18 protein-coding genes are annotated in these 22,220 nt (G+C 72.2%); 6 read left to right on the top strand and 12 right to left on the bottom strand.

The annotated features are described in order from the left end of the window. Positions 1 to 62 precede the first annotated feature (62 nt). On the bottom strand, positions 63 to 1,457 hold the full coding sequence (locus tag AC4BGE_RS13970) for a metallopeptidase TldD-related protein (protein WP_490572189.1): 1,395 nt from the start codon (positions 1,455 to 1,457) through the stop codon (positions 63 to 65). Next, complete coding sequence (locus AC4BGE_RS13965) at positions 1,454 to 2,974, bottom strand: TldD/PmbA family protein (RefSeq protein WP_490575671.1); 1,521 nt, start codon at positions 2,972 to 2,974, stop codon at positions 1,454 to 1,456. The genes AC4BGE_RS13970 and AC4BGE_RS13965 overlap by 4 nt, the downstream gene beginning before the upstream one ends. A gap of 35 nt (positions 2,975 to 3,009) precedes the next feature. Between AC4BGE_RS13965 and AC4BGE_RS13960 the strand changes: the two genes are divergently transcribed. Then, positions 3,010 to 3,711 carry a sulfotransferase family protein gene (locus AC4BGE_RS13960; protein ID WP_490572191.1) on the top strand — a complete coding sequence of 234 codons (702 nt, stop codon included), beginning with the start codon at positions 3,010 to 3,012 and terminating at the stop codon, positions 3,709 to 3,711. An 18-nt stretch (positions 3,712 to 3,729) separates the two neighbouring features. Here the strand turns inward: AC4BGE_RS13960 and AC4BGE_RS13955 are convergent, their stop codons facing one another. Genes AC4BGE_RS13955 through pepN form a run of 4 tightly spaced genes read right to left on the bottom strand, consistent with a single transcriptional unit; the run spans position 3,730 to position 11,340 of the window. After that, a complete protein-coding gene (locus tag AC4BGE_RS13955) occupies positions 3,730 to 6,762 on the bottom strand; it encodes an AAA family ATPase (RefSeq protein ID WP_490575670.1) in 3,033 nt (1,010 codons plus the stop codon). Next, positions 6,762 to 7,931, bottom strand: a complete 1,170-nt coding sequence (locus AC4BGE_RS13950) for an exonuclease SbcCD subunit D (RefSeq protein WP_490575669.1) — start codon at positions 7,929 to 7,931, stop codon at positions 6,762 to 6,764. Before AC4BGE_RS13950 ends, AC4BGE_RS13955 begins: the two co-directional genes overlap by 1 nt. 59 nt (positions 7,932 to 7,990) lie before the next feature. Continuing rightward, entirely contained in the window at positions 7,991 to 8,857 is an 867-nt protein-coding gene (locus AC4BGE_RS13945) for a formate dehydrogenase accessory sulfurtransferase FdhD (RefSeq protein WP_490575668.1), read from the bottom strand. A gap of 11 nt (positions 8,858 to 8,868) precedes the next feature. Further along, positions 8,869 to 11,340: an aminopeptidase N gene (pepN, locus tag AC4BGE_RS13940; protein ID WP_490575667.1), complete on the bottom strand. Its 2,472-nt coding sequence runs from the start codon at positions 11,338 to 11,340 to the stop codon at positions 8,869 to 8,871. Between the two features lie 61 nt (positions 11,341 to 11,401). Between pepN and AC4BGE_RS13935 the strand changes: the two genes are divergently transcribed. Continuing rightward, complete coding sequence (locus AC4BGE_RS13935; RefSeq protein ID WP_490572196.1) at positions 11,402 to 11,860, top strand: OsmC family protein; 459 nt, start codon at positions 11,402 to 11,404, stop codon at positions 11,858 to 11,860. A gap of 54 nt (positions 11,861 to 11,914) precedes the next feature. Here the strand turns inward: AC4BGE_RS13935 and AC4BGE_RS13930 are convergent, their stop codons facing one another. Both AC4BGE_RS13930 and AC4BGE_RS13925 read right to left on the bottom strand, forming a co-directional pair. Then, the gene (locus tag AC4BGE_RS13930; RefSeq protein ID WP_490572197.1) at positions 11,915 to 12,601 is read right to left on the bottom strand and encodes a peptidylprolyl isomerase; all 687 of its coding nucleotides are present in this window, start codon (positions 12,599 to 12,601) and stop codon (positions 11,915 to 11,917) included. Positions 12,602 to 12,620: 19 nt separating this feature from the next. After that, on the bottom strand, positions 12,621 to 13,751 hold the full coding sequence (locus tag AC4BGE_RS13925) for a matrixin family metalloprotease (protein ID WP_490575666.1): 1,131 nt from the start codon (positions 13,749 to 13,751) through the stop codon (positions 12,621 to 12,623). Between the two features lie 183 nt (positions 13,752 to 13,934). On the opposite strand from AC4BGE_RS13925, the gene bsh reads away from it, so the two are divergent. Next, the gene (bsh, locus tag AC4BGE_RS13920) at positions 13,935 to 14,882 is read left to right on the top strand and encodes a choloylglycine hydrolase (RefSeq protein WP_490572199.1); all 948 of its coding nucleotides are present in this window, start codon (positions 13,935 to 13,937) and stop codon (positions 14,880 to 14,882) included. A 192-nt stretch (positions 14,883 to 15,074) separates the two neighbouring features. Continuing rightward, entirely contained in the window at positions 15,075 to 16,040 is a 966-nt protein-coding gene (locus AC4BGE_RS13915; RefSeq protein WP_490575665.1) for an alpha/beta hydrolase, read from the top strand. 39 nt (positions 16,041 to 16,079) lie between these two features. Here AC4BGE_RS13915 and AC4BGE_RS13910 read toward each other — a convergent pair whose 3' ends face one another. Further along, positions 16,080 to 18,278 carry a hypothetical protein gene (locus tag AC4BGE_RS13910; protein WP_490575664.1) on the bottom strand — a complete coding sequence of 733 codons (2,199 nt, stop codon included), beginning with the start codon at positions 18,276 to 18,278 and terminating at the stop codon, positions 16,080 to 16,082. Positions 18,279 to 18,434: 156 nt separating this feature from the next. Between AC4BGE_RS13910 and AC4BGE_RS13905 the strand changes: the two genes are divergently transcribed. Beyond that, complete coding sequence (locus AC4BGE_RS13905; RefSeq protein ID WP_490575663.1) at positions 18,435 to 19,043, top strand: TetR/AcrR family transcriptional regulator; 609 nt, start codon at positions 18,435 to 18,437, stop codon at positions 19,041 to 19,043. Between the two features lie 15 nt (positions 19,044 to 19,058). On the opposite strand, the gene AC4BGE_RS13900 is transcribed toward AC4BGE_RS13905, so the two are convergent. Continuing rightward, on the bottom strand, positions 19,059 to 19,385 hold the full coding sequence (locus tag AC4BGE_RS13900; RefSeq protein ID WP_490575662.1) for an STAS domain-containing protein: 327 nt from the start codon (positions 19,383 to 19,385) through the stop codon (positions 19,059 to 19,061). A 211-nt stretch (positions 19,386 to 19,596) separates the two neighbouring features. Continuing rightward, positions 19,597 to 19,914, bottom strand: a complete 318-nt coding sequence (locus AC4BGE_RS13895) for a hypothetical protein (protein ID WP_490575661.1) — start codon at positions 19,912 to 19,914, stop codon at positions 19,597 to 19,599. Between the two features lie 436 nt (positions 19,915 to 20,350). Here AC4BGE_RS13895 and AC4BGE_RS13890 point away from each other — a divergent pair, with 436 nt between their 5' ends. After that, positions 20,351 to 21,106 (top strand): class I SAM-dependent methyltransferase, encoded by a 756-nt coding sequence (locus AC4BGE_RS13890; RefSeq protein WP_490575660.1) that lies wholly within the window; start codon positions 20,351 to 20,353, stop codon positions 21,104 to 21,106. A 121-nt stretch (positions 21,107 to 21,227) separates the two neighbouring features. Here the strand turns inward: AC4BGE_RS13890 and AC4BGE_RS13885 are convergent, their stop codons facing one another. Beyond that, on the bottom strand, positions 21,228 to 22,148 hold the full coding sequence (locus AC4BGE_RS13885; RefSeq protein ID WP_490575659.1) for a cyclase family protein: 921 nt from the start codon (positions 22,146 to 22,148) through the stop codon (positions 21,228 to 21,230). Between the last annotated feature and the right edge of the window lie 72 nt (positions 22,149 to 22,220).

Genomic DNA, 22,220 nt, shown 5'->3' with positions numbered 1-22,220 from the left:
GGCCGCTGCCGGGCGCACCCGGCGGCGGGGCCACCAGCGGCCGGCGGGCCCCGTGGGGTGGGTCAGAGGGCCTGGGAGACGCTGGACATGTTGAAGTCCGGGACCCGCAGCGCCGGCATCGCGGTGCGGCTGAAGTAGTCCTCCCCCCACTCCCTGCTGAACGCCGGGACGGTGGCGCTCGCCGCGGTGAAGCGGGAGAGCAGGTCGATCGGGCTCTCGTTGAACCGGAAGTTGTTGACCGCGGCGGTGATCTCTCCGCCTTCGACCAGGTAGACCCCGTCGCGGGTCAGCCCGGTCAGCAGCAGCCGCTGCGGATCCACCTCGCGGATGTACCACAGGCAGGTCAGCAGCAGGCCCCGCTCGGTCCCGGCCACCAGGTCGCTCACGTCGCCGGTCCCCCCGTCGACCTCGAGGACGAGGTTGTCGATGCCGGGGGTCGTCGGCTGGCCGGTCAGCGCCGCCGATTGCCGGGTCTGGACCAGGGCCGCCAGGCGCCCGTCCTCCACCCACGACGTCCGGGCCAGGGGCAGCCCGTTGTCGAAGACCGAGGAGGTGTTGCTCGAGGCGGGAGCCACCACGAAGGGCGCGCACCCCAGCCCCGGGTAGCCGGGGTCGGAGAGGAGCCGGACGCCGGGCGCCACGACGCGCTCGCCGATCCGGGTGCCGCCCTCGCGGCGGCTGAAGACGGACTGGCCCTCGTGAGCCACCCGGGCACCGGCGCTCCAGTAGGCGTCGATGAGCAGGTCGGCGACCGCCGTCGGCGGCAGGATGGTGTCGTAGCGCCCGGCGGGCAGGTCGACCCGCCGCCGCGCCCACTCCAGGCGGGTGGCCAGGTCGGCGTCGAGGCCCAGGGCGTCGACCTCGCGGAAGTCGCGGGTCGCCCCGCCCACCCACGCGCTGCGGGTCAGGTCGGCGGTCTTGCCGGTGCACCCGTAGTGGCCGGTCGGCTGCACGTGGCGCAGCCGGAGCCCGGTGGAGGAGCCCAGGTAGGTCGTCGTCACCTGGTGGTCGACGAAGCCGTAGAGGACGCGCCCGTCGGAGGAGGCTCGTCCGAAGGCCTCGCCGAGCGCCGGCGCGAAGGCGCCGAAGACACCCACGTCGGTGCCCGGGGCGTGGTCGTCCCAGTCGGGGGACACCCTTCCGCCGGCCAGCTCGCCGGCGTCCTCCGCGGGACCGGAAGCGCGGGCGGCCGCATCGGCCGCGGTCACCAGGGCGGCGACCTGCTCGGTGGAGGTCGCTGTGGAGGACGCCGAGCCGGTGGCCGTCCCCGCCCCGGAGCGCACGAAGGAGATCACGGTGACCTGCACCCGGTGCATCACCCCGTTGGTGGTCAGGGTGTTGTTGGCCCACCTCAGGTTGGCGCTGGTGGTGTCCTGGACGAGGACGGTGCAGTCGTCGGCCGTCGACGCGGCGAGTGCCGACTCGACGAGCTGCTGGGGGGTCAAGGACTGGGTCATGCGCCGGCCTCCTCGGCGGTGTTCAGGATCCGGACGCCCCGGAAGAGCGCGCTGGGGCAGCCGTGGCTCACCGCGGCCACCTGCCCGGGTTGGGCCTTGCCGCAGTTGAAGGCGCCGCCGAGCCGCCAGGTGCCGGGACCGCCCACCGCCTCCATCGAGCCCCAGAAGTCGGTGGTGGTGGCCTGGTAGGCGACGTCGCGCACCTGGCCGGCCAGCCGTCCGCCCTCGATCCTGAAGAAGCGCTGGCCGGTGAACTGGAAGTTGAAGCGCTGCATGTCGATCGACCAGCTCCGGTCGCCCACGACGTAGAGGCCGCGCTCCACGCCGGCGATGAGCTCGTCGGTCGAGGGACCGTCCGGCGCCGGCTGCAGCGAGACGTTGGCCATCCGCTGGATGGGGACGTGCCCGGGGGAGTCGGCGTAGGCGCACCCGTTGGACCGGCCGCCGTTGAGCTCGGGCTTGGCCCGGGCCATCGCCCGGTCGAGCTGGTAGCCGACCAGGATGCCGTCGCGCACGAGGTCCCAGGACTGGGTCTGGACGCCCTCGTCGTCGAACCCGGTGGTGGCGAGGCCGTGCTCCACCGTCCGGTCGCCGGTCACCTGCATCACCGGGGAGCCGTAGACCAGGGAACCGAGCCGGTCGTAGGTCGCGAACGAGGTGCCGGCATAGCTCGCCTCGTAGCCCAGGGCCCGGTCGAGCTCGGTGGCGTGCCCGATCGACTCGTGGATGGTGAGCCACAGGTTGGAGGGGTCGATGACCAGGTCGTAGGAGCCCGGCTCCACACTCGGGGCCCGCAGCTTCTCGGCCAGCAGGTCGGGCACCTCGGCCAGCTCGGCGTCCCAGTCCCAGCCCCCGGCGGTGAGGTACTCCCAGCCGCGACCGACCGGCGGGGCGAGGGTGGTCATCGAGTCGAAGGTGCCGGAGCGGTCGTCGGAGCCCATCGCCTCGAAGGTGGGCATCACCCTGACCCGCTGCTGGGTGGTGCGGGTGCCACTCAGGTCGGCGTAGTACTTCAGCTCCAGCACCTGCTGGAGGCCGGCAGCCGCGTGGTCGACCACCGGGTGGGCGGTGAGGCGCGCGGTCCAGGCGCGCAGCACGTCGACCTTGTCGCGGGTCGGCACCGTGAAGGGGTCGATCTCGTAGGAGGAGATCCAGGTGGCGTCCGCGTGCACCGGCTCGGGTGCCAGCTCGACCGGGACGGTGGTCATGGTGGAGGCGAGCTCGGCCACGGCCAGCGCCTGGTCGGTGACCCGGAGGACCTCCTGGGCCGTCAGCCCCACGCCGCTGGCGAACCCCCAGGCGCCCCGGTGGACGACGCGGACCGCGAAGCCGAGGTCCTCCACGTCGCTGGCGCCCTGGAGCGCGGCGTCTCTGACGGCCAGGTGTTGGTAGCGGGTGCGCTCGAGACGGAAGTCGGCATGGCTCGCCCCCCGGTCCGCCGCCCGCCCCAGGGCCACCTGGCCGAGCCGTTCCAGGGGCAGGCTCACGAACGTCGGATCGATCTCCGCAGGGTCCATGGGGGGACCCTAGTGCCCCCGGTAGGGTCTCGCCCATGACCGCACCGGCCTGGCTCGGCATCGGGGCCCAACGCTCAGGGACGACCTGGTTCACCGACCTCCTGTGCCAGCACCCCGGGGTCGGGCTGGGTGTGAACGGCAAGAAGGAGCAGCACCTGCTGCACAAGGTCGGCGACGGCGTCGAGCCGCTCTCGGCCTACGCCGACCTCTTCCCCGCCGACGCGCTGGCCCGGGGCGAGTGGACCCCGCAGTACCTGCGCCACTCCTCGGCCCCGTTCACCGCCGCCCGGGTGCTGGGACCCGAAGCCCCGGTCCTGGTGATCCTCCGCGACCCCGTGGAGCGGTTCCTGTCGGCGATGCGGCTGGCCGCCACCCGCGCCAAGTCGCCGTGGCCCTACCCGGTGCCGATCACGGTCCAGACCTTCAGCGGCTTCTACGCCGACCAGCTGGCGATGTGGGCGCACGCGGTGGGCCGCGAGCGGATGGTCGTGATGGTCTACGAGCAGGCCCGGCGCGCACCGGAGCAGGCCGTCGGGGCGGTCTGGGCGCGCCTGGGGCTCGGCCCGATCCCGCTGCGGGACGTCGACCGGCCCTCGCGGTCCAGCAGCAACGCGTCCTGGAGCCCGCCGGAGGGGCTGGTGGAGTCGTTGAAGGTGCTCTACCGGCCTCAGGTCGCCCGACTGGCCCAGGAGTGGGAGCTGGACGTCTCGGACTGGACGACGACGCTCGGGAGCTGAGCGCCGACGCCCGCCGGGCTACAGCCCGGCCGTGGAGAGCGTCGAGCCGGCACGTCCCTTGTGGACGCGCAGCTGCGCCGGGATCCGCTCGCGCATCTCGCTGACGTGGCTCACCACGCCGATCACCCGGCCCCGGTCGCGAAGCGCGTCGAGGGTGTCGAGCACGTCGTCGAGGGTGTCGGCGTCGAGCGAGCCGAACCCCTCGTCGACGAAGAGCGTGTCGAGGTCGGCCCCGCCTGCCTCCTCGGTGATCACGTCGGCCAGGCCCAGCGCGAGGGCCAGGGACACCACGAACGTCTCGCCGCCGGACAGGGTGGCCGGGTCGCGGGCCTCGCCGGACCAGTCGTCGCGCACCAGCAGACCCAGCCCGCCGCGGGTCTCCCGGTTGCCCCGCCCCTCGGTGTGCTCGAGGGTGTAGCGCCGGTCGCTCATGGTGGTCAGGCGGGCGTTGGCGGCCGCGACCACCTGGGAGAGGCGGTAGGCCAGCACGTAGGCCGCGAGTCGCATCTGGCGCCTGTTGTCGACCGACTTGCCCTCCACGAAGGCGGCGAGGTCGGCCACCGTCCGGTGCTCCTCCCGCAGCGGCCGCCAGGCGGCCAGCAGCTCCTCCAGGTCGTCGACCAGGACGCTGATCCGCTCGGCGCGGGTCTGGTCCGCGTCGTGCCGTGCGCGCAGGCGGTGCAGCTCCTCGCGCAGCTCGTGGTGCCGTCGCGTCAGCACCTCGAGGTCGGGCGCGTCCGTGTCGGCGAGGGCCAGCACCTCGGGCTCCTCGAGGACGGCCAGGCAGCGGCTCGTCTCGTCGCGGTAGGCGTCCACCCGGGCGCGCAGCCGCTCCACCGTCGCCGGGTCACGGTGTCCGGAGCGGGCGCGGTCGACCCGGTCGAAGCCGTGCTCGGCCAGGCAGCGGGCCAGGGCCTGCTCCTGCTCGGTGGCCCGCCGCCCGGCCTCCTCGGCGGTGGCCTGGGCCTCCACGGCCCGGGAGACCAGGGCGTCGAGGACCTGGACGTGGCCGATCAGACCGGCGATGTCAGGCAGGCCCGTCCCGGCGAGAAGCTCCGCGCGGGCACCGGTGACATCGGTCAGCTCGCGGCGAAGGCCGTCGCGCCGTTCGGTGAGCCGAGTGACCTCGACGGTGGCGGACTCCAGCTCGGCACGGGCGCGCTCCAGACGGGACTCGAGGTCGGCCAGGCCGGCGCGCAGCTCGGCGGCGCGGTCGCCCGCCTCCTCCGCCTCGCGGAGCGCAGCCTCACTGACCTCCAGCTCGGCCGAGAGCCGCTCCTCGTCCGCTTCGCCGGCAACCGCGCGCACCACCTCGAGCTGGGTGCGCAGCTGCTGGACCTGCTCGTCGTGGACGAGCTGGGTGGCCTTGGCGTCGTCGACCTCCCGGAGCGCGAGACGCTCCGCCTCGGCGTCGGGCGCTCCCGGCGCGGCGGCCGCAGGGCTGGGGTGGCTGCAGGATCCGCACACCGGGCAGGAGCCGCCGACGGCGAGAGCCCCGGCGATCTCGGCGGCCATGCCCTGCAGGCGTGCCTCGCGCAGGTCGAGCCAGACCTCGGTCAGCTCCTGGACGCGGGCCACGCTGCCGCGCCGCAGCTCCTCGGCCGACTCCAGGTGCCGCTGGAGCACCTCGACCCTGCGGTGGGCGGCCAGCCGGGCACGGAGCGTCTCGAGCTCGCGCCGTCGTGCCTGCGTGGACTCCGCCAGGGCGGTGCTGGAGGCCAGCGCCAGCCGCAGCCGCTCGAGGCGGGGTGGCACTGCGGCGACCTGCTCGGCCCGCTCGTCGCGGGTCTCGGAGGCGGCCGCGAGCTCCTGGTCGACCTCGGTGACCGCGTCGGCCAGCAACCCGCAGCGCTCGTCGTGCTGCCTCAGAGGTGCGAGGGACTCCAGCCGCGCCCGCACGGCCCCACGGAGCACGGGGAGCGGGGCGTCGGGGTCGAGCGCCTCGGGGAGGCCCAGGCAGGTCACGGTCCGGGGCTCGACCAGCACGCCGCCCAGCTCGTCGCGGAGCGCCTGGAGGCGCACCCGGGCGCCGCTGGCCTCCCAGGTGGCGTTCTCGGTGACCGTGGCCAGGGGCACGACCGCCGCGGCCCGCACCGCGACCTCCAGCTCGCGACTGCGCTCCTCGTGCGCCGGCTGGGAGGCCAGCAACCGCCGGTGAGCCTCCCGGGCCTCGTCGCGGCGGACCAGGAGACGGCTGGTCCGGGTGGCCTCCTCCAGCTCCCGGCGGGCGGACTCCTCGGCCTGGACCGCGGCGGGCAGGGTCGTGACGCCCTGCTCGAGCCGGTGGCGTGCGTCGGCGCGCAGCCGTCCCGCCCAGCCGGCCAGGGACCCGTCGGCGGCGGGGGAGTCCAGGGCGTCGAGGTCCCACTCGACCGGCGGGGGCTCGCCGGCGGCCTCGGAGAGACGGTTGACCCGGGCCACGACCTCGTCGTGGCGGCGGCGCGACGCCCGGTGCAGCTGGAGCCTGCGGTCCTTGAGCCACCCCTCGACGCGCGAGAAGCGGGCGGTGTGGAAGAGCTGCTGGAGCACCGCCTGACGCTGGTCGGCGCGGGCGCGCAGGAACGCCTGGAAGCCCCCTTGGGGAAGCATCGCGACCTGGCAGAACTGCGGCATGGTCATGCCGATCAGGCCCACGACGAGGTCGCCGACCTCGTCGAGGCGGCTGGAGAGCAGGACCTCGGTGCCGCCGACCAGCTCGGTCATGGTCACCGAGGCCTGTTGCGTGGTGGTGCCGGTCCCGCGCTTCTTCGGCCGCTGCCAGGCCGGGGAGCGGACGATCCGGAAGCGGCGTCCGGCGAGCGTCACGTCGAGGCTCACCTGGGGGGCGACGTGGGCGGGGGCCTGGTCGGCGCGCAGCCGCTTGGCGATGCTGCGCTCGCCCGGCACGTCGCCGTAGAGCGCGAAGCAGACCGCGTCGAGCACGCTGGTCTTGCCGGCGCCGGTGGCACCGGTGAGCAGGAAGAGCCCCGAGGCGCTGAGCGCGTCGAAGTCGACCTCGGCCGGATCCACGAAGGGGCCGAACGCGACGACGGAGAGGTGGTGCAGGCGCATCAGGCCTCGACCCCCGCGGGCACGAGGGTGTCGGCCACGTCGTCGCGCGAGGCCTCGCAGGCGTCGCGCAGCAGGCGTGCCTCCTCCTCGGTGGCCGGCTCCCCGCGCAGCTCCGCGACGAACGCGAGCGCGATCTCGTGGTCGGCGAGACCCGCGGTGCTGACCCGGGGCCGGGCCTCGTCGTCGGCGCCGGTGGGCGCGAAGGCGAGCACCAGGGTGTGCGGGAAGCGGGCGCGCAGCTGGTCCATGGCGCGCAGGGGGCGCACCCGGTCGGTCAGGGTGGCCTGGACCCAGGAGCCCTCGTGACGGGCGAGGTCCGGGTCGGTGAGGAGCCGCGCCAGCTCACCCTCCAGCCGGACCAGGGGCCGGGGCGCAGGCGCGGGGACGAACTGGGAGTCGGCGATCCCGTCGGCGTCGAGGTCGATCAGCCAGCAACCCTTGACGTGGTCGGCCTCGGAGAAGGAGTAGGCCAGGGGGGAGCCGCTGTAGCGCACGGAGTCGCTGAGCCGCTGGGCGCCGTGGAGGTGGCCCAGCGCGGTGTAGGTGATGGAGTCGAAGAGGTCGCTGGAGACCATCGAGACCCCACCGACGCTGATGTCCCGCTCGGAGTCGGACGGGGCGCACCCGGCGACGAAGGCGTGTGCCAGGACCACCGACCGGCTGCCGGACTCGCGGGTGGCCAGGTCGGCGCGGACCCGGCGCATGGCCTCGGCCATGGCCGCCTCGTGACTGCGTCGCTCGAGACCCCACGGCCCGCGCAGGGCGTCGGGGTCCAGGTAGGGGATGCCGTAGACCAGGACGGGACCGTGCTCGTCGCGCAGCTCGACGGGGGTGCCGACGATCCCGGCGTCGGTGCGGATGTGGACCCCGGCGGCGTCGATCAGCCGGGACCCGAACCCCAGCCGCAGGGCGGAGTCGTGGTTGCCGCTGGTGACCACCACCTTGGCCCGGGAGGCGGCCAGACGGGCGAACGCGTCGTCGGCGAGGCGGACCGCGTCGACGTGCGGCAGCGCCCGGTCGTAGACGTCTCCGGCCACCACCACCAGGTCGACCTCGTGGCACTCCACCACCTCGACCAGGTGGTCGAGGAAGACGCCCTGGTGCTCGAGCATCCCCTCGCGGTGGAAGGAGCGCCCGAGGTGCCAGTCGGAGGTGTGGAGGATGCGCACGGGACGAACCTAGAGCGACCCACCGACAGCTTCGCGCACCCACGCCGCACGGGGAGCCCTCAGGCGTACTGCACGGCCCGCCGGGGCCGGGTGAAGCCGTAGAGGCGCAGGCCGGCGTGGCGCGCCAGGTCGACCGACAGAGAGGTCGGGGCACCGACCGAGACCAGGGCGCCGGTGCCGACCGCGACCGCCTTCTGCACGAGCTCGAAGCCCGCCCTCCCGCTCACGACCAGCACCGCGGCCGCGGGCTCCTCGCCGGCCAGGACCCGCGCGCCGGTGACCTTGTCGACGGCGTTGTGGCGACCGACGTCCTCACGCACCACCAGGCAGTCGCCCTCCGCGGTGAAGAGCCCGGCGGCGTGCGCGCCGCCGGTGCGGTCGAAGAGCGGCTGGCGCTCCCTGAGCAGGTCGGGCAGCCGGCGCAGGACGGCCGGGGAGGGCAGCTCCCCCTCCCACCGACGGCCCTGGGGAGCCCTGAGCGCCTCCTCGACGCTCTCCTTGCCGCAGACCCCGCAGGCCGAGGTGGCCTGGGCGGGGTGCAGGTGGGTGTGGCCGGGCAGCACGGGCGGGGCCGAGCCGAGGGTGAGGGTCACCACGTTGAACTCCTGCTCGGGGCTCAGGGACCGGTCGGTGCAGTAGGCCACCCGCTCCAGCGTGCCGGGCAGCAGGATCCCCTCGTGCGTGGCCCAGCCGGCCGCGAGCTCGAAGTCGTGGCCCGGCGTGCGCATCGTCACCCAGGCCCGCTCGGCCGGCCGGGAGGGCCAGGCCAGCCGCAGCTCCAGGGGCTCCTCGGTGACCACCCTGTCCTCGCGGGTGCGCTCCCCGGGACGCTGGTCGGGACGGTCCTCGCCGGAGGTGTGCTCGGTGACCCGGGTCCGGACACTGGGGCCGGGACGGCGGGGGAGGGGGCCGGGGGCGGCAGGCACGGGCTCGCCGCTCAGTGCTTGCCGAAGGTGCGGCGCACCGCGATCCGCCGGGAGAGCTCGTCGACGAGGTCCACCAAGTTGCGGCGCACGGACGGGTCGAGCGTCCCGTCGTGGGTGAGCTCGTCGGCCCGCTCGGCCCACTCCTGGGACAGGTGGGTGAGCGGGAAGAACGAGCGGACCGCCGTGCCGAGCACCCAGCCGGCGTGCACCTGGGGCAACGAGGGCAGCGCGGTCAGGAAGCGGTCGGCGTACCCGTCGGTCAGCTGCTCCTGCCCGACCCGCCACATCCCCAGCCCCGCGGCCTCGAGCTCGTAGTTGGACGCGTCGACCTCGCCGGTGAAGCGGGCCCATGCCCAGGCCTTCGCCTCCTCGGTGGGCAGGGAGGCCCGGGCCCGGGCGTGCTCGACCCGGGCGCGGGCGGTGGGCTCTTTCTCCAGCGCCGCGTCGAGCTCCTCGACGTCGCTCGCGCCGAGGGTCGCCAGCCGGACCAGCAGGGCCCACCTGAGATCGGTGTCGAGGGCGAGCCCCTCGGGCAGGTCCCCCGACAGCCAGGCGCGGAGCTGGGCCTCGTCCGGGGCCGTCGCCACAGCGGGCTGGAAGCCGGCCAGCTGGAGGGTGCTCCCGGGCTCCGCGCCGGCGGTGCGCGCCAGCATCGCGCGGTGGATCCGGGCTCCGGCGGCCGCCGGGTCGTCACTGAGGCCTGCGCCGCGGCTGATCGCCCACGGCATCGTGTACTGCAGCGCGTCGTCGTTGTCCTCGACGACCATGGCAGCCTCGACGAGGTCGACCACGTCGGTGGGGGAGAGCAGGCCCTGGTGGAAGGTGCTCCGGACGCTGTTCCAGACCCCGGCGCGCAGCCGCTGGTCGTCGAGCCGTGGGAGGTGGGTCTTGAGCGACTGCACGCTCTCGGCGTCGAGCAGGGTGACCGCCCAGGTCTCCTCGAAGGGGTCCAGCACCACGGCGCCGGCGCTGCCCGGCTGCGGAGCGAGCGCCCGGTCGAGCGGCGTCTCGGCTCCCTCGACGCGGACCTGGTGGGCCCCCCAGCCGGAGGAGTCGATGACAGCGAGGCGGAAGGTGTGGGTCCGGTCCGCGGGGTGCTCTGCCGGAGGTGTGCGGCGCAGCGTCCAGCCCGCGTCGACCTCGAGGGTGTCGGGCCCGGCCGTGCGCAGCCAGGAGTCGGTGAAGCCGCTCAGGTCGGCGGCGCCGGCGCGCTCCCACGAGGCGAAGAGGTCGTGCATCGTGGCGTTGCCGAAGCGGTGGGTCTCGAAGTGGTCGATGACGCCGCGGAAGAAGACCTCGTCGCCCAGCGTCGCGTTGAGCTGCTTCAGGACGCTGGAGCCCTTGGCGTAGGAGATCCCGTCGAAGTCCTGCAGCGCGGCGGTCGCGTCGTCGGCTCCGTTGCCGGCGACCGGGTGGGTGCTGGGGCGCTGGTCGGCGACCAGGCCCCACTGCCGGCGCGCGTAGGCGACGTGCGTCCAGGCGTCGTCGTACTCGGTGACGTCGGCAGTGACGCGGTTGCCCATGTACTCGGCGAAGGACTCGTTGAGCCAGAGGTCGTCCCACCACTTCGGCGTGGTGATGTTGCCGAACCACTGGTGGGCCATCTCGTGGGCCACCGTTGTGGCGCGCTGGACGCGCACGCCCCGCGTGACCCGGCTGGAGAAGATCATCGGGTCGCGGAAGGTGACGCAGCCCGGGTTCTCCATGGCCCCGGCGTTGAACTCCGGGACGAAGGCCTGGTGGTAGGCGCCGAACGGGTAGCGGATCCCGAAGAGCCGGTGGAACTCGTCGAAGCACGAGCGGGTGAGCGTGAACAGCTCCTCGGCGTCCCGCTCCAGGTCGGCGGCCAGGCTCTGCCGGGCGCTCAGACCCAGCGGGATGCCGTCGTGCTCGTCCTCCAGCAGGTGGTAGGGGCCGGCGACCAGGGTGACGAAGTACGTGGAGAGCGGGGGAGTGGTGGTCAGCTCCCAGCGGCCCGGCTCCACCTGCTCGGCGGCGCCGTTGCCGAACACCTTCCACTCCGGCGGTGCGGTCACGTGGAAGGTGAACGGCGCCTTCAGGTCGGGCTGGTCGAAGCACGCGAAGATGCTGGGCGCGGCGTCCATGAAGGACATCCCGTAGACGTAGCGGCGCCCGTCGGCCGGGTCCACGCTGTGGTGGAGGCCCTCCCCGTCGTTGCGGAAGGCCATCACGGCCTCCACCACCAGCTCGTTCGCCCCCGGGGCGGTCTCGAGGGGGAAGCGGCCACGGTCGAGCCGGTCGGGGTCCAGGGGACTGCCGTTGAGGCGGATGGCGAGCAGACGCTGGGGCTTGAGGTCGAGGAACGTCGGCCCGCCCGCGCTCTCGAACCGGATGAGCGTGCGCGAGCCGAACGTCTCCTCGTCGCTCGCGAGGTCGAGGGTGACGTCGTAGGAGGTGACGTCGAGCAGGTGGTGGCGCCGTTCGGCCTCGACGCGGCGCAGGCTCTGGTGGAGGGGGATCACCCGGTCGAGCGTAGACCCGGCACCCCGGTCGCCGGTGCGGGCCCGGATCTATGCTCGTGCGATGACCGACCTCACGACGACCACGCCCGCCGCCGAGAGCGCGCACCGTGCCATCACCCTGACCCGGATCGGCGAGCAGAGGTTCCGGGCCGACAACGGACGCGGGGGAGAGACGTTCATGGGCGCCGGGGGCCTCGACCCCGACTTCACCCCGGTCGAGCTCCTGCTCGCGGCCCTGGCGGGGTGCAGCGCCATCGACGTCGACCTGATCACCCGGCGGCGCTCCCCGGCGACCTCGTTCGAGGTGACGTGCGAGGGGGAGAAGGTCCGCGACGAGGGCGGCAACCGGTTGCGTGACCTCCGGGTGACCTTCGACGTGACCTTCCCCGACGACGAGGCCGGGCGCAGCGCCCGTGCCGAGATGGAGACCGCCCTGCGGCTCACCCGGGACAGGCTGTGCAGCGTCAGCCGGACGGTGGCGCTGGGGACGCCGGTCGAGTTCCGCGAAGCCGGCTCGTGACCGGGCCGGTCGCGGGCCACGGCCCGCGACCGACGCTCAGTCCACGACCGACGCTCAGTCCACGACGACCGAGGTGATGGTCACCGGGTCGGCCGGCGGGCCGTCGGGGCCGCCGGTCTCGGTGCCCTTGGCCGCGATCTCACGGACCACCTCGAGGCCCTTGTCGTCGATCTCGCCGAAGACCGTGTACTGCGGGGGCAGCTGGGAGTCCTCGTAGACGATGAAGAACTGCGAGCCGCCGGTGTTGGGTGCTCCGGTGTTGGCCATCGCGAGCGTCCCGGCGGGGTAGCCGTCGGACTCGGCCCGGCCCAGCTCGTCGGGGATGGTGTAGCCCGGCCCGCCGGTGCCCGACGCGGTGGGGTCTCCGCACTGCAGCACGGACAGGCTCGAGGCCTGTCCCGGCGGGGAGGTGGTGAGCCGGTGGCACTCGGTGTCGTCGAAGTACCCCTGCTCGGCCAGGGAGACGAAGCTGTTGACGGTGCAGGGAGCCGCGTCCGCGTCCAGGGTCGCGCCGACGTTGCCGGCGCTGGTCTCCAGCGTCACCGGCACCTCACCGGTCACGTCCGGGGTGCCGGGCGGGGGAGTCACGTCCCGGGAGGGCTCGCGCCCGTCGGAGGCGTAGGTGCACTCCGTGCCGCCGCCCGCCTCGGGCTGCTCCTCCTCCTCGCCACAGGCGGCGAGGAGGGGGAGCAGCAGGACGGGGGCGACCAGGAGGCGACGGCTGCGTGTCATCGAGGGCATGCCCCGATGCTAGAGGGGGTCAGGGGAGGGCGACGAGGAAGCCCGACTCCTGCGCGGAGGGGAGGTCGGCGCCGCGACCGCGGAGCTTCTTGACGCAGCCCTTCTGCTTGCCCATCTGCCGCATCCCGTTGAGGTCACCGGCCCCGTAGATGTAGGGACCCTCGACGCCGGTCGCCATGATCTGCGTGGGGTCCTCGACGTGTCCGAGGCCGACCACGTGCCCGAGCTCGTGCAGGAGGACGTCGAAGGCCTTCATGTAGGGCCAGCCACCGGGGGTCAGCGCGTCGAAGGTGGTCCCGCCCTTGACGACCTTGCCGAGCTTGCCCTTCTTGTCGCGGCCCCAGACGGCGTCCTGCACGCCCCCCCAGGCGTGGGCGGCCGAGAAGTCGAGAGTGGTCTGCTCCGGACGAGCCCACGCCACGACGATGTCGGTGTCGCGCTCCCACCGGCCGGTCCCGGGGAGCCCGCGGTAGATCGCCTCGGTGTAGCCCTTGAACTTGAACCGCATGCCGGTGGCGGCGCCCATGGCGGCGAAGGCGTTGTGGATGGCGTCCTCGGTGCCCGCCGGGGCCTGGGTGACGTTGACCCGGTAGCTGATCGACTGGCACGGGTTCCAGCGGAGACGGGTCGAGGGGTTCAGGTAGGACCAGCTGTCGGGGCTGCCGGCGGGGACGAAGTCGGGGGCCACGTTGACCCGCTGCGTCTTCGACCTGGCGCCGGGGCTGCGCTTCTTCTTCTTGGTCACCACCCGCGCCTTCATGGAGTACAGCCAGTGCGTGGGGATCTGGATGGCGTACTCGCCCTTCCGGTTGGTCTTGGTGCTCGCGACCTTCTTCCACCCGTCGGCGTGCTTCATCTGGAGCACCACCTTGCGCTTGAGCTTGCCCTTGTCCTTGACCGTGCCGGTCACGGCGGCGAGTCCCTGGAACGGGACGGTGCCGGCGCTCCAGGTGGCACGCACCTTGGTCCGGTTCTTCTTGCCCTTGTTCTTCTTCTTGGGCCGTGCCGCGACCTGCTGGTCCGCGGCCGCACCGGACGACGACGCCGAGGTCGACGGGGAGGGAGCGCGCTCCGCGCTGGCGACCGAGCCGGCAGCGGCCGGCGCCAGAAGGCCGGCGAGGAGGGCGAGTGAAGTGAGCAGGTGACGCACGGATGACTCCCGGGAACGGCTGGAATGTGGGACCCAATGAGACCACACGTGAAGGGCGCCGACGAGCAGCCTCGCGCGTGGCGCTGCCGGAGGCGCGCGAGCGTGCCCGAGTCCTTCGTCAGGGTGTCGGTCACCCAGCTCCCGGCGTACGCTGCAGAAGACGACCAGAGGCAGGGGCCCGCCATGTGCACGAGCATCAGGTTCTCCGACGGAAGCGACCATCTCTATCTGGCCCGCAACCTCGACTGGACGGTCGGGTACGGCGAACGGGTGGTGGTGACGCCCACCGGCTACGACACCAGGTCGCCGTTCGGTGCGGTCCCTCGCATCCAGCACGCCGTCATCGGCATGGGCATCGTGGAGGAGGAGACCCCGCTCTACTTCGACTGCGGCAACGCCGCCGGTCTCGCCGTGGCGGGTCTCAACTTCCCCGGCTACGCGAGCTATGCACCGGAGCCGGTCGAGGGGGCGACGAACGTCGCCGCCTTCGAGTTCCCGCTCTGGGTGGCCTCGCAGTTCTCCAGCGTCGACGAGGTCGAGTCCGCGCTCCGCGACGTCGTGATCGTCGACAAGCCGATCAACGACAAGTTCCCGAGCTCGCTGCTGCACTGGATCATCGGCGACTCGACGCGCGCCATCGTGGTGGAGCACACGAGCGAGGGCATGCAGGTCTTCGACGACGACGTCGACGTCCTCGCCAACCAGCCGGGCTTCTCGTGGCACCACGAGAACCTGCGCAACTACCTCAACACCTCGCCCGACTTCCCGGAGGAGACGGTGCTCGGTCGCGCGCACCTGGGCCCCTTCGGCTCCGGATCGCACATGCGGGGGATCCCGGGGGACTACTACTCGCCGTCGCGTTTCGTGCGGGCGGCCTACGTCAACGCGCACTACCCGGAGCAGGGGAGCGAGGAGGAGAACGTCAGCCGGGCGTTCCACACGCTGCAGCAGGTCGCCATGGTGGACGGCAGTGCTGCCATGGGCGACGGCGGGTTCGAGAAGACCATCTACACCGGCCTCTACTCGGGGCGGACCGCGACGTACTACTGGAACACCTACGACGACCCGGCCATCCAGAGGGCCGCGATGGCCGACCACGAGCCCGACGGGGACAAGATCGTCGTCGTCTGACGGGTCCCGAGAGTCCTCCTCAGAGCGCCGGCGAGCCGCGCACGCGGCCCTCGCCGCACCCCTCGCGAGCCAAGATCACGGTTGGATCACAGTCGAGCCGAGACAGATGCCACATATATCGTTATACGTTGCGCAGTCCTAGGTTGCGAGGTGGCGCGGATCACGCCGCGTCACGACTTCTCGGGAGTGCGCATGAAGAAGCAGATCAAGACCGCGATCACCGGCCTCCTCGCCGCAGTCACGTTGTCCGGCGGGCTGCTCGCCGTGGCGCCGGGCGCCCAGGCCGCGGACGTCGCCTGTCGCAGCTACAGCTCCTCGACGAGCACCTGTGTGAACTCACAGCTCGTGATCGCCGGCCAGAGCCACAGCGTCGACTGGTACCTGCCCCAGGGCGGCGCCACTGCACTGATGGTGCTCAACCACGGCTTCAGCCGCGGTTGTGGGAACCTGCGCGGCACCAGCAAGGCGATCGCCGAGAAGGGCGTCATGGTCCTGTGCGTCAACGGGGACATGAGTGCCGGCAACCCGGCACTCGCCTCCGCCCTGGGCGACCTGATGACGCGGCGTGCCCTGACCCCGCCGGCCGGCCGGTCCCTGCCCCAGCGCTACATCGTCGGCGGCCACTCGGCGGGCGGCCACTTCGCCAGCGAGCTCGGCCGTCGCCTCGACGCCAACGGCTACCGGGACTTCGCCGGCGCGATCCTCTTCGACCCCGTCGCGGCCGGAGGCTTCACCGCGAACCTGCAGGCGATCTCCGACTCAGGTGCCCGTCCGGTCCTCGCGGTCACTGCGCGCCCGAGCCTCACCAATCTCTTCAACAACTCCCACGATGCCTTGGCCGGTCTGGACAACCCCTTCGTCGGCATCCAGCTCGTGTGGAGTCGCTACACCCTGGGCGTGCCCACGGGCGGCAGCTGCCACATCGACGTCGAGGGAGAGAACAGCGACGCGATCGGCGTGATCGGCGCCGGCTGCTCGGCCAACGCCACGCAGACCGCCCGGCTGCGTGACTTCGGCTCGACGTGGGCCAAGGACCTGGCCACCGGGACGCGCACCGGGGCCTACTACTGCACCGATGCCAACGTCGTCTCCACGTGCGGCACCAAGGTCAGGTCCCTGGTCGACCTGTCCCTCCCGCTGGCCGCGCCGATCCGCTGAGGCGCGGACGACGCGGACGACGAGCCCGGGCTACCACCCTCAGCGTCCGGGGGTGGCAAGGTCCGGAGCCAACTCGTCGTCCTCGTCGTCCTCGTCGTCCTCGTCGTCCTCGGGGCCCGACGACTTCGAGCGGTCGGGCTGGTGCCGGGGGCCCATCGGCGCGGGCGCCGGGGCGCCGGGTCGGTTGACCCACCTGTCGACCACGAGCAGGTTGAGGAGCAGCCCGACCGCGCCCCAGATCGCGATCACCAGGAGGTCGCGGCCGACTCCGACGCCCTCGAGGTAGACCACCGACCTGACGATGTCGACCGCCGCCGGCAGCGGCAGCACGTCGGCGAGCGGCCGGAAGACCTCCGGCACCATCCAGATCGAGAGTCCGCCGCCGGACGCCGGGACGCCGGCCAGCATCACCACGACCATCACCGGGATCAGCCCGAAGAGGCCCGCCGCCCGGATCACCGAAGCGCTGGCCCAGGCGACGCAGAAGACGGTGAAGGCGCCGTAGCCGATCAGCTCGAACGCGTGACCGTTGACCGCGCCGATGACCACGTCGTACAGGAACCAGAACCAGAGCGCGATGCCCACCGACCAGCCGGCCACCAGGGGGAGCAGCTGGCGCGTCCGGGTGAGGTCGGGGGCGCCGCCGCGCATCACCGCGAAGAAGAGGAACCCCGCCATGATCCAGCCCATGCCGACGTACATGCTGTTGCTGCCGCCGATGTCGTCGCCGGTCAGCGGGGCGATGTCCTCGAGCGTGAGCTCGGCTCCCGAGCCCTCGGCGACCGAGCCGAACATCTGGCGCACGGCGGTCTGCTGGCTGGCGCCGGCCCCGCCGGCAGTGATCAGGGTCGGGTCTCCGTCGGCACTGGTCGGGAGCACGTAGGCCGCGACCAGCTCCTGGCTGCGGAGGTCGTCGGCCGCCTCCTCCACGGACTCCACGACGCTGAGGTCGACGTACTGTCCCAGCTGCGGCTCCAGTGCCTCGACGAACCCCTCGGCCTGAGCGGCCTGGCCGACCACGGCGACCGGGAGGTCGCTGACGTCGGCCTCGTGCATCGAGAAGCTCATCAGGGTGACGACGGTGATGACGATGGTGAGCGGGAAGAGCGCGACCGCGGCGAGCCGGCGACGATAAGGAGCCACCGGGCCGCCGGCGAGGGCGGGCAACGGGGCGTCGGGGTCGGTGTACAGGGGGCCGCCGATGATCAGGTGCCCGGAGCGGCGCTCCTTGAGCACGGCCAGCACCAGGGCGATCAGCAGCCAGGCCGCCAGCACGCCCAGGTGTCCCCAGAACCCCTGGCCGTCGAAGTAGATGGCCGAGCGCAGGGCACCTCCGGCGGCGGGCAGTGGCAGCACGCCGTTGAGCCACTCGATGAAGCCGGGCATCGAGTGCACCGACAGAGCCAGGTTGGACGCCGGGACGCCGAAGACCACCCACAGCAGCATGCCCAGCAGCACGGCGAACGGACCGAGCACCTTGGTGAAGAGGAGCTGGGCGGTGCCGACCGCGGCGACTGCGAGCGTGCCCACCCCGAGGAAGAGGGGGTAGTGGCCTTCGACCGCCCCGACGAGCGGGCCCAGGATCAGCCAGACCAGCGAGCTCGTGAGCGCACCCCAGCCGGCGAGCAGCGGCAGGAACCGGCGCACCCGCAGCAGGTTGGGGGTGCCCATCAGCATGCCGCTGAGAGGGACGTAGCCCGCCAGCATCATGCCCATCGCGGCGAAGAGCACCATGGTGCCGGTGCTGTCTCCCGGCGGCAGCGGCGCCAGGTCGACGGTCTCCACGTCCCAGCCCTGCGCCATGGCCGCGGGCGCCAGCTGGGTGCCGAGCATGCTGGCCTGCGACGCTCCGGCGGCCATCGAGGTGTGCACGGTCGCGACCGGTCGCGACCCGGCCTTCGACCCCTTCTGGTCGACCGGCAGCTCGAGGGCGCCGGCGAGCTCGCCACCGCCGACGAGCGTCGTGACCTCGTCGAGGTCATCGATCAGCCGGACCTCCAGCGCGCCGTCCGAGCCGCTCTCGAGCTCGGCGGCGAACCGCTCCGCTGCTGCGCCCTGCCCGACCACGGCGACCGGGAGGTCGCGCGGCTGGGCCGCGTGCATGGTGCCCACGTAGGTCGCGTACATCATCGTGACGATCAGGAACGGCATCACGAAGAGGGCGACCATCCGCCCCTTGCGCTCGGTCGGGGTCTCGGGCGGGGGAGGGGGGTACTTCGTCGTGCTGGCGGTGGTCACGTGGCTCCTCGGTCGGACGGTCCGCGGTGGTCCGCCTCAGCGACGGCCGAGAAGCAGCGTAAGTCACATGGCTTATTAACGTGGTACTTCCGCTAGGGTCACCTGCGTCACGTACCGCCGGGGTTCGTGAGGGAGCACGTGAAGGAGGCGGCGAGGATGGCGCGTCCTGACGCCCGGGCGGCCCTGCTCGACGCCGCCGAGCGCCTCTTCGGCGAGCGCGGCATCCCCACCGTGTCGGACCGTCAGGTGGCCGAGGCTGCGGGCAACACCAACCACTCCGCCGTGCGCTACTACTTCGGGGGACGGGACGGCCTGTTGCTGGCGCTCGTCGCCAGGCACCGCGAAGGGCTGGCCCCGGAGAACGTGCGGCTCTTCCGGGAGTCGGACTCGCTGGTGGGAGACGTCCGGGCGCTGGTGATCCCGATGACGTCGACCTTCGCTGCGCTGCCGAGCCCCACCTGGCGGGCACGGTTCCTCGACCAGGCGCTGCACGATCCGCCCACCGCGGCACTGATCCGCAGGACCGGAGACTCCGAGTCGGTCTCGGCCGACATCGTCCGGTCGATCGTGACGCGGCTCGCCCACCTCGACCCAGTCATCGTCGAGGCCCGGGCGCGCCTAACCACCCACCTGATCAGCTCGTCGTGCGCCGAGATCGAGGGGAGTGCCGAGCGGACCGGCGTCCCGGCGCGTTGGCACGAGGCGGGCCGGTTCCTCTGCGACGCGATCGCTGGGATGCTCCAGGCCCCGATCACCGAGCCGTAGCCGACGGACGGCGCCTCAGGCCTCGCCCTGCTCGATGCTGAAGACACGGTCCAGCGCGGTCACCCTCAGCACCGCGAGCAGCTGCGGGCGGTGGCAGCGCAGCACGAAGCTGCCCTTGAGTGCGTGAGCGCGCCGGCGGGCGCTGATCAGCGCACCGAGGGCCGTGGAGTCCAGGAAGGTGGTGTGGTCGAGGTCGACCACGAGGTCCACCCGCCCCTGGAGCAGCAGCTCGCGAATGGTGTCGCGGAGGATCCGTTGCGTGGCCAGGTCCAGGTCGCCCTGCGGGACGACCACGGTACGGCCGCGCTCGTCCTCCCGGACCTCGACCGAGAACGGCTCCACGCGTGGGACTCCTCTTGACTCGGGCCGTCACCGTAGCCCGGAGTCCGCCGGTCCCGCAGGAGCGCCTCGCCGCTCGCGCGAAGAGATGCCCGGGCCCAGCGGGGGAGTACCCCCCTAGCCGGGCGCCTGTTCGGCAGATGCTGTGCTTGGCGGGGGTGCGAGTGCCGAGGTGGTGTCAGTTGCGCTGCCCCGCCCCAGGTCGAGCATGGCGTCAGCACTTGCCGAAGCGGCGCCCGAAGGGCAGGCGCCCCGAGTGGGTCACGGTGCGCGCGTAGTCATGGTGCACGAGGATGCCCTTCACGGGGGCCGACTTGGGGTAGCGATGCGCAAGAGAGTACGAAACGTTCATCGTGAAGGAGCCGGTCACGTAAGGGACGCGGCGGGTGTCCCACGATCCGTCGCAGCGCTTGACCTTCACGATCAGCGTGGTGCCCTTGATGATCTTCTTGGCTCGCCACGAGGACCAGATGTAGGAGTCGTCGTCCACGGCCGCGTTGATGGGGCTGAGGAGTCGAAGTTCTCCGGGCACCCGTGCCTCATCGAGTGCGGCTACGCTCGCCGACCCGCCACCGAGAACAACTGCTGCGGCTGCGAGAGCGCTAGCCATGACGACTCTGGTGGCACGGTTCATCAGATCCACGAGATTCCCCCTGTACGAGTAGTCGACGAAGGCGTATCTCCACCGTTCATGGTGGGGAGCCCCTTGCAACAGTGCTGGCTTGAGATTCGACCGGCACGCGATGCGGCGATCCGGCATGAACTGTGGCACAGACCCTCCCCGATGCCGAGGTATCCCTGACGCAGTGAGCCCGGCGTGGGAGATTCACCCGAGCAGCAACAGCATGTGCCGAACAGGGCCGTGCGGGGTGGGGCTGCCCCTGCGGGAAATCGGTGGTGGACCGGCGTGCTCCGCTGATGTACTGGCGCGCCACGAGGAGTCTGTCGCGTGACGGAGGTAGTGGGTTGTGGGTGGCTACGACGAGCTTGCCGAGGTGTACGAGTGGCTCGTCTCGGATGCGAAGCTGTCTCCGGCCGAGTTCGCCGCGTCCTTCGACGACGTCCTCAGCCTCCTGCCGTCGGACGCGCACGTCCTCGACTGCTCGTGCGGCACCGGCCAGCTGGCTGTGGGTCTCGCCGGTCGTGGCATCCGGGTGGTCGCCACCGACGCGAGCGGGGCGATGGTGCGTCGGACGGCCGACCTGTCCGAGGAGCTCAGCGCACCTGTCCGGCCAGTGCGGGCGGACTGGCAGGAGCTGCCCGACCACTTCGACGACGCCAGCTTCGACATGGTGTTCTGCGTCGGCAACTCGTTGCACCATGCCGTGGGCGTGAGCGGCAGGGTCGCTGCCCTTGAGTCGATGTCACGCCTCCTGCGCCGCGGCGGTCGCTTGGTGCTCACCTCGCGCACCTGGGAGCTCGTGAGGGCCAGAGGCTCCCGGCTGGAGATCGGTGACCGACTCGTCCGCCGGGGCGGTCGTGACGGCCTCGTGGTCTACCGCTGGGAGATCGCGCCACGGTGGGAGGATGAGCACCACATCGAGATCGCGGTCGCGCAGGTCGACGCGGCCGGTTCGGTACTCGTCCGTTCTGAGCTGCTGTCGAGCTGGCCCTACCGGTACGACGAGCTCGTAGCCGAGCTGCACCGGGTCGGACTCCGGGTGGAGCGGAGCACGTTCGACCTCGAGGCGGAGAACTACATGGTGGTAGCGCGCAAGGGGTAGCCCCCTCCGCGGCCCCGCAACATGCATAGTGACATAATGTAGATTATCGGCGCTTTGATTCCATCGGCAGCGGGGTGCCGATCCTGGAGCCCGAGCCGACAGTCGGCGACTCCGCGGGCCCCTACTTGATGGCGATGGGATTGAGCATGGAGCCGACGCCATGGGTGATGACCAGGGGCGGCGCGACGAGCAGGAACTCGTAGGTGCCGTCGGCGGCACAGTCGGCTGCGAGCTCGTCGAGCTCCCACAGCTCGCCGAGGGTGATGCCGAGGTCGACGAGGCCGGCTCGGTGCACCGGCAGCGGCCTGTCGCTCGGGTCCTCGTTCGGCATGACCTCGAGACCGACGGTGTCGGCCGCCACCGCGGCGATGTCGTGGCGGCGCAGCCAGGCGATGCTCTCCTGCCCCAGTCCCGGCTCGCCACCCATGAGCCAGGCTTCCTTCTCTGCGGCCGTCTCGGCCCGCCACCACTTGGCGAGGTAGCCCGTGCGCAGGAGCACGATGTCCCCCGTCCTCAGCTCCACCTGCTGGGCCGCGGCGACCTCGTCGAGCAGGTCGGGGCCGATCGCGAAACCGGCCTCGAGCCAGGTCACGTCAAGATGTCTTGCGACGTCCAGCAACACGCCACGCCCGACGAAGCTCTTCCGCTGGTGCTCGATGCCCAGGCGGCGGGCGCCCCCGTGCGCCGTGGTGTTTCCGCACCAGTAGCCGTTGTAGTGCGTATCCTCCACGGCGACGTGCGCCAGCCCGTCCCACTGCGTCGAGCTCTGGGTGCACATGTCGAGGTTGTCGTCGTTCCAGGTGAAGCCGGGCGCCTGCTCGTTCCAGGGGGTGCCGGATACGATGTCGGACCCCGACATCGAGAAGTAGTGCTTCGGGGTGGCTCGCCCGGGGAAGACCGGTGCTGCGGCGTCGATCGGGATCGCCAGGGAGAACACCTTGCCGCGACTCACCGAGGAAGCAGCCTGCTGGACGGCCGCCTCGGTGATGAGGTTCGCGGTCCCACGCTGGTCGTCGTCGCCCCAGCGACCCCAGTTGTTCACCGGTCCCGGCGTGTACCCCCCGCGGACCTTCCCATCCTCGTCCACCGAGTACGCGGGCGGTGTCCACGACTT

This window comes from Nocardioides sp. Z50_6 (assembly GCF_058215755.1).
Note: the sequence above shows the minus strand (reverse complement) of the source record. Positions and strands in the feature narration are given on the sequence as shown.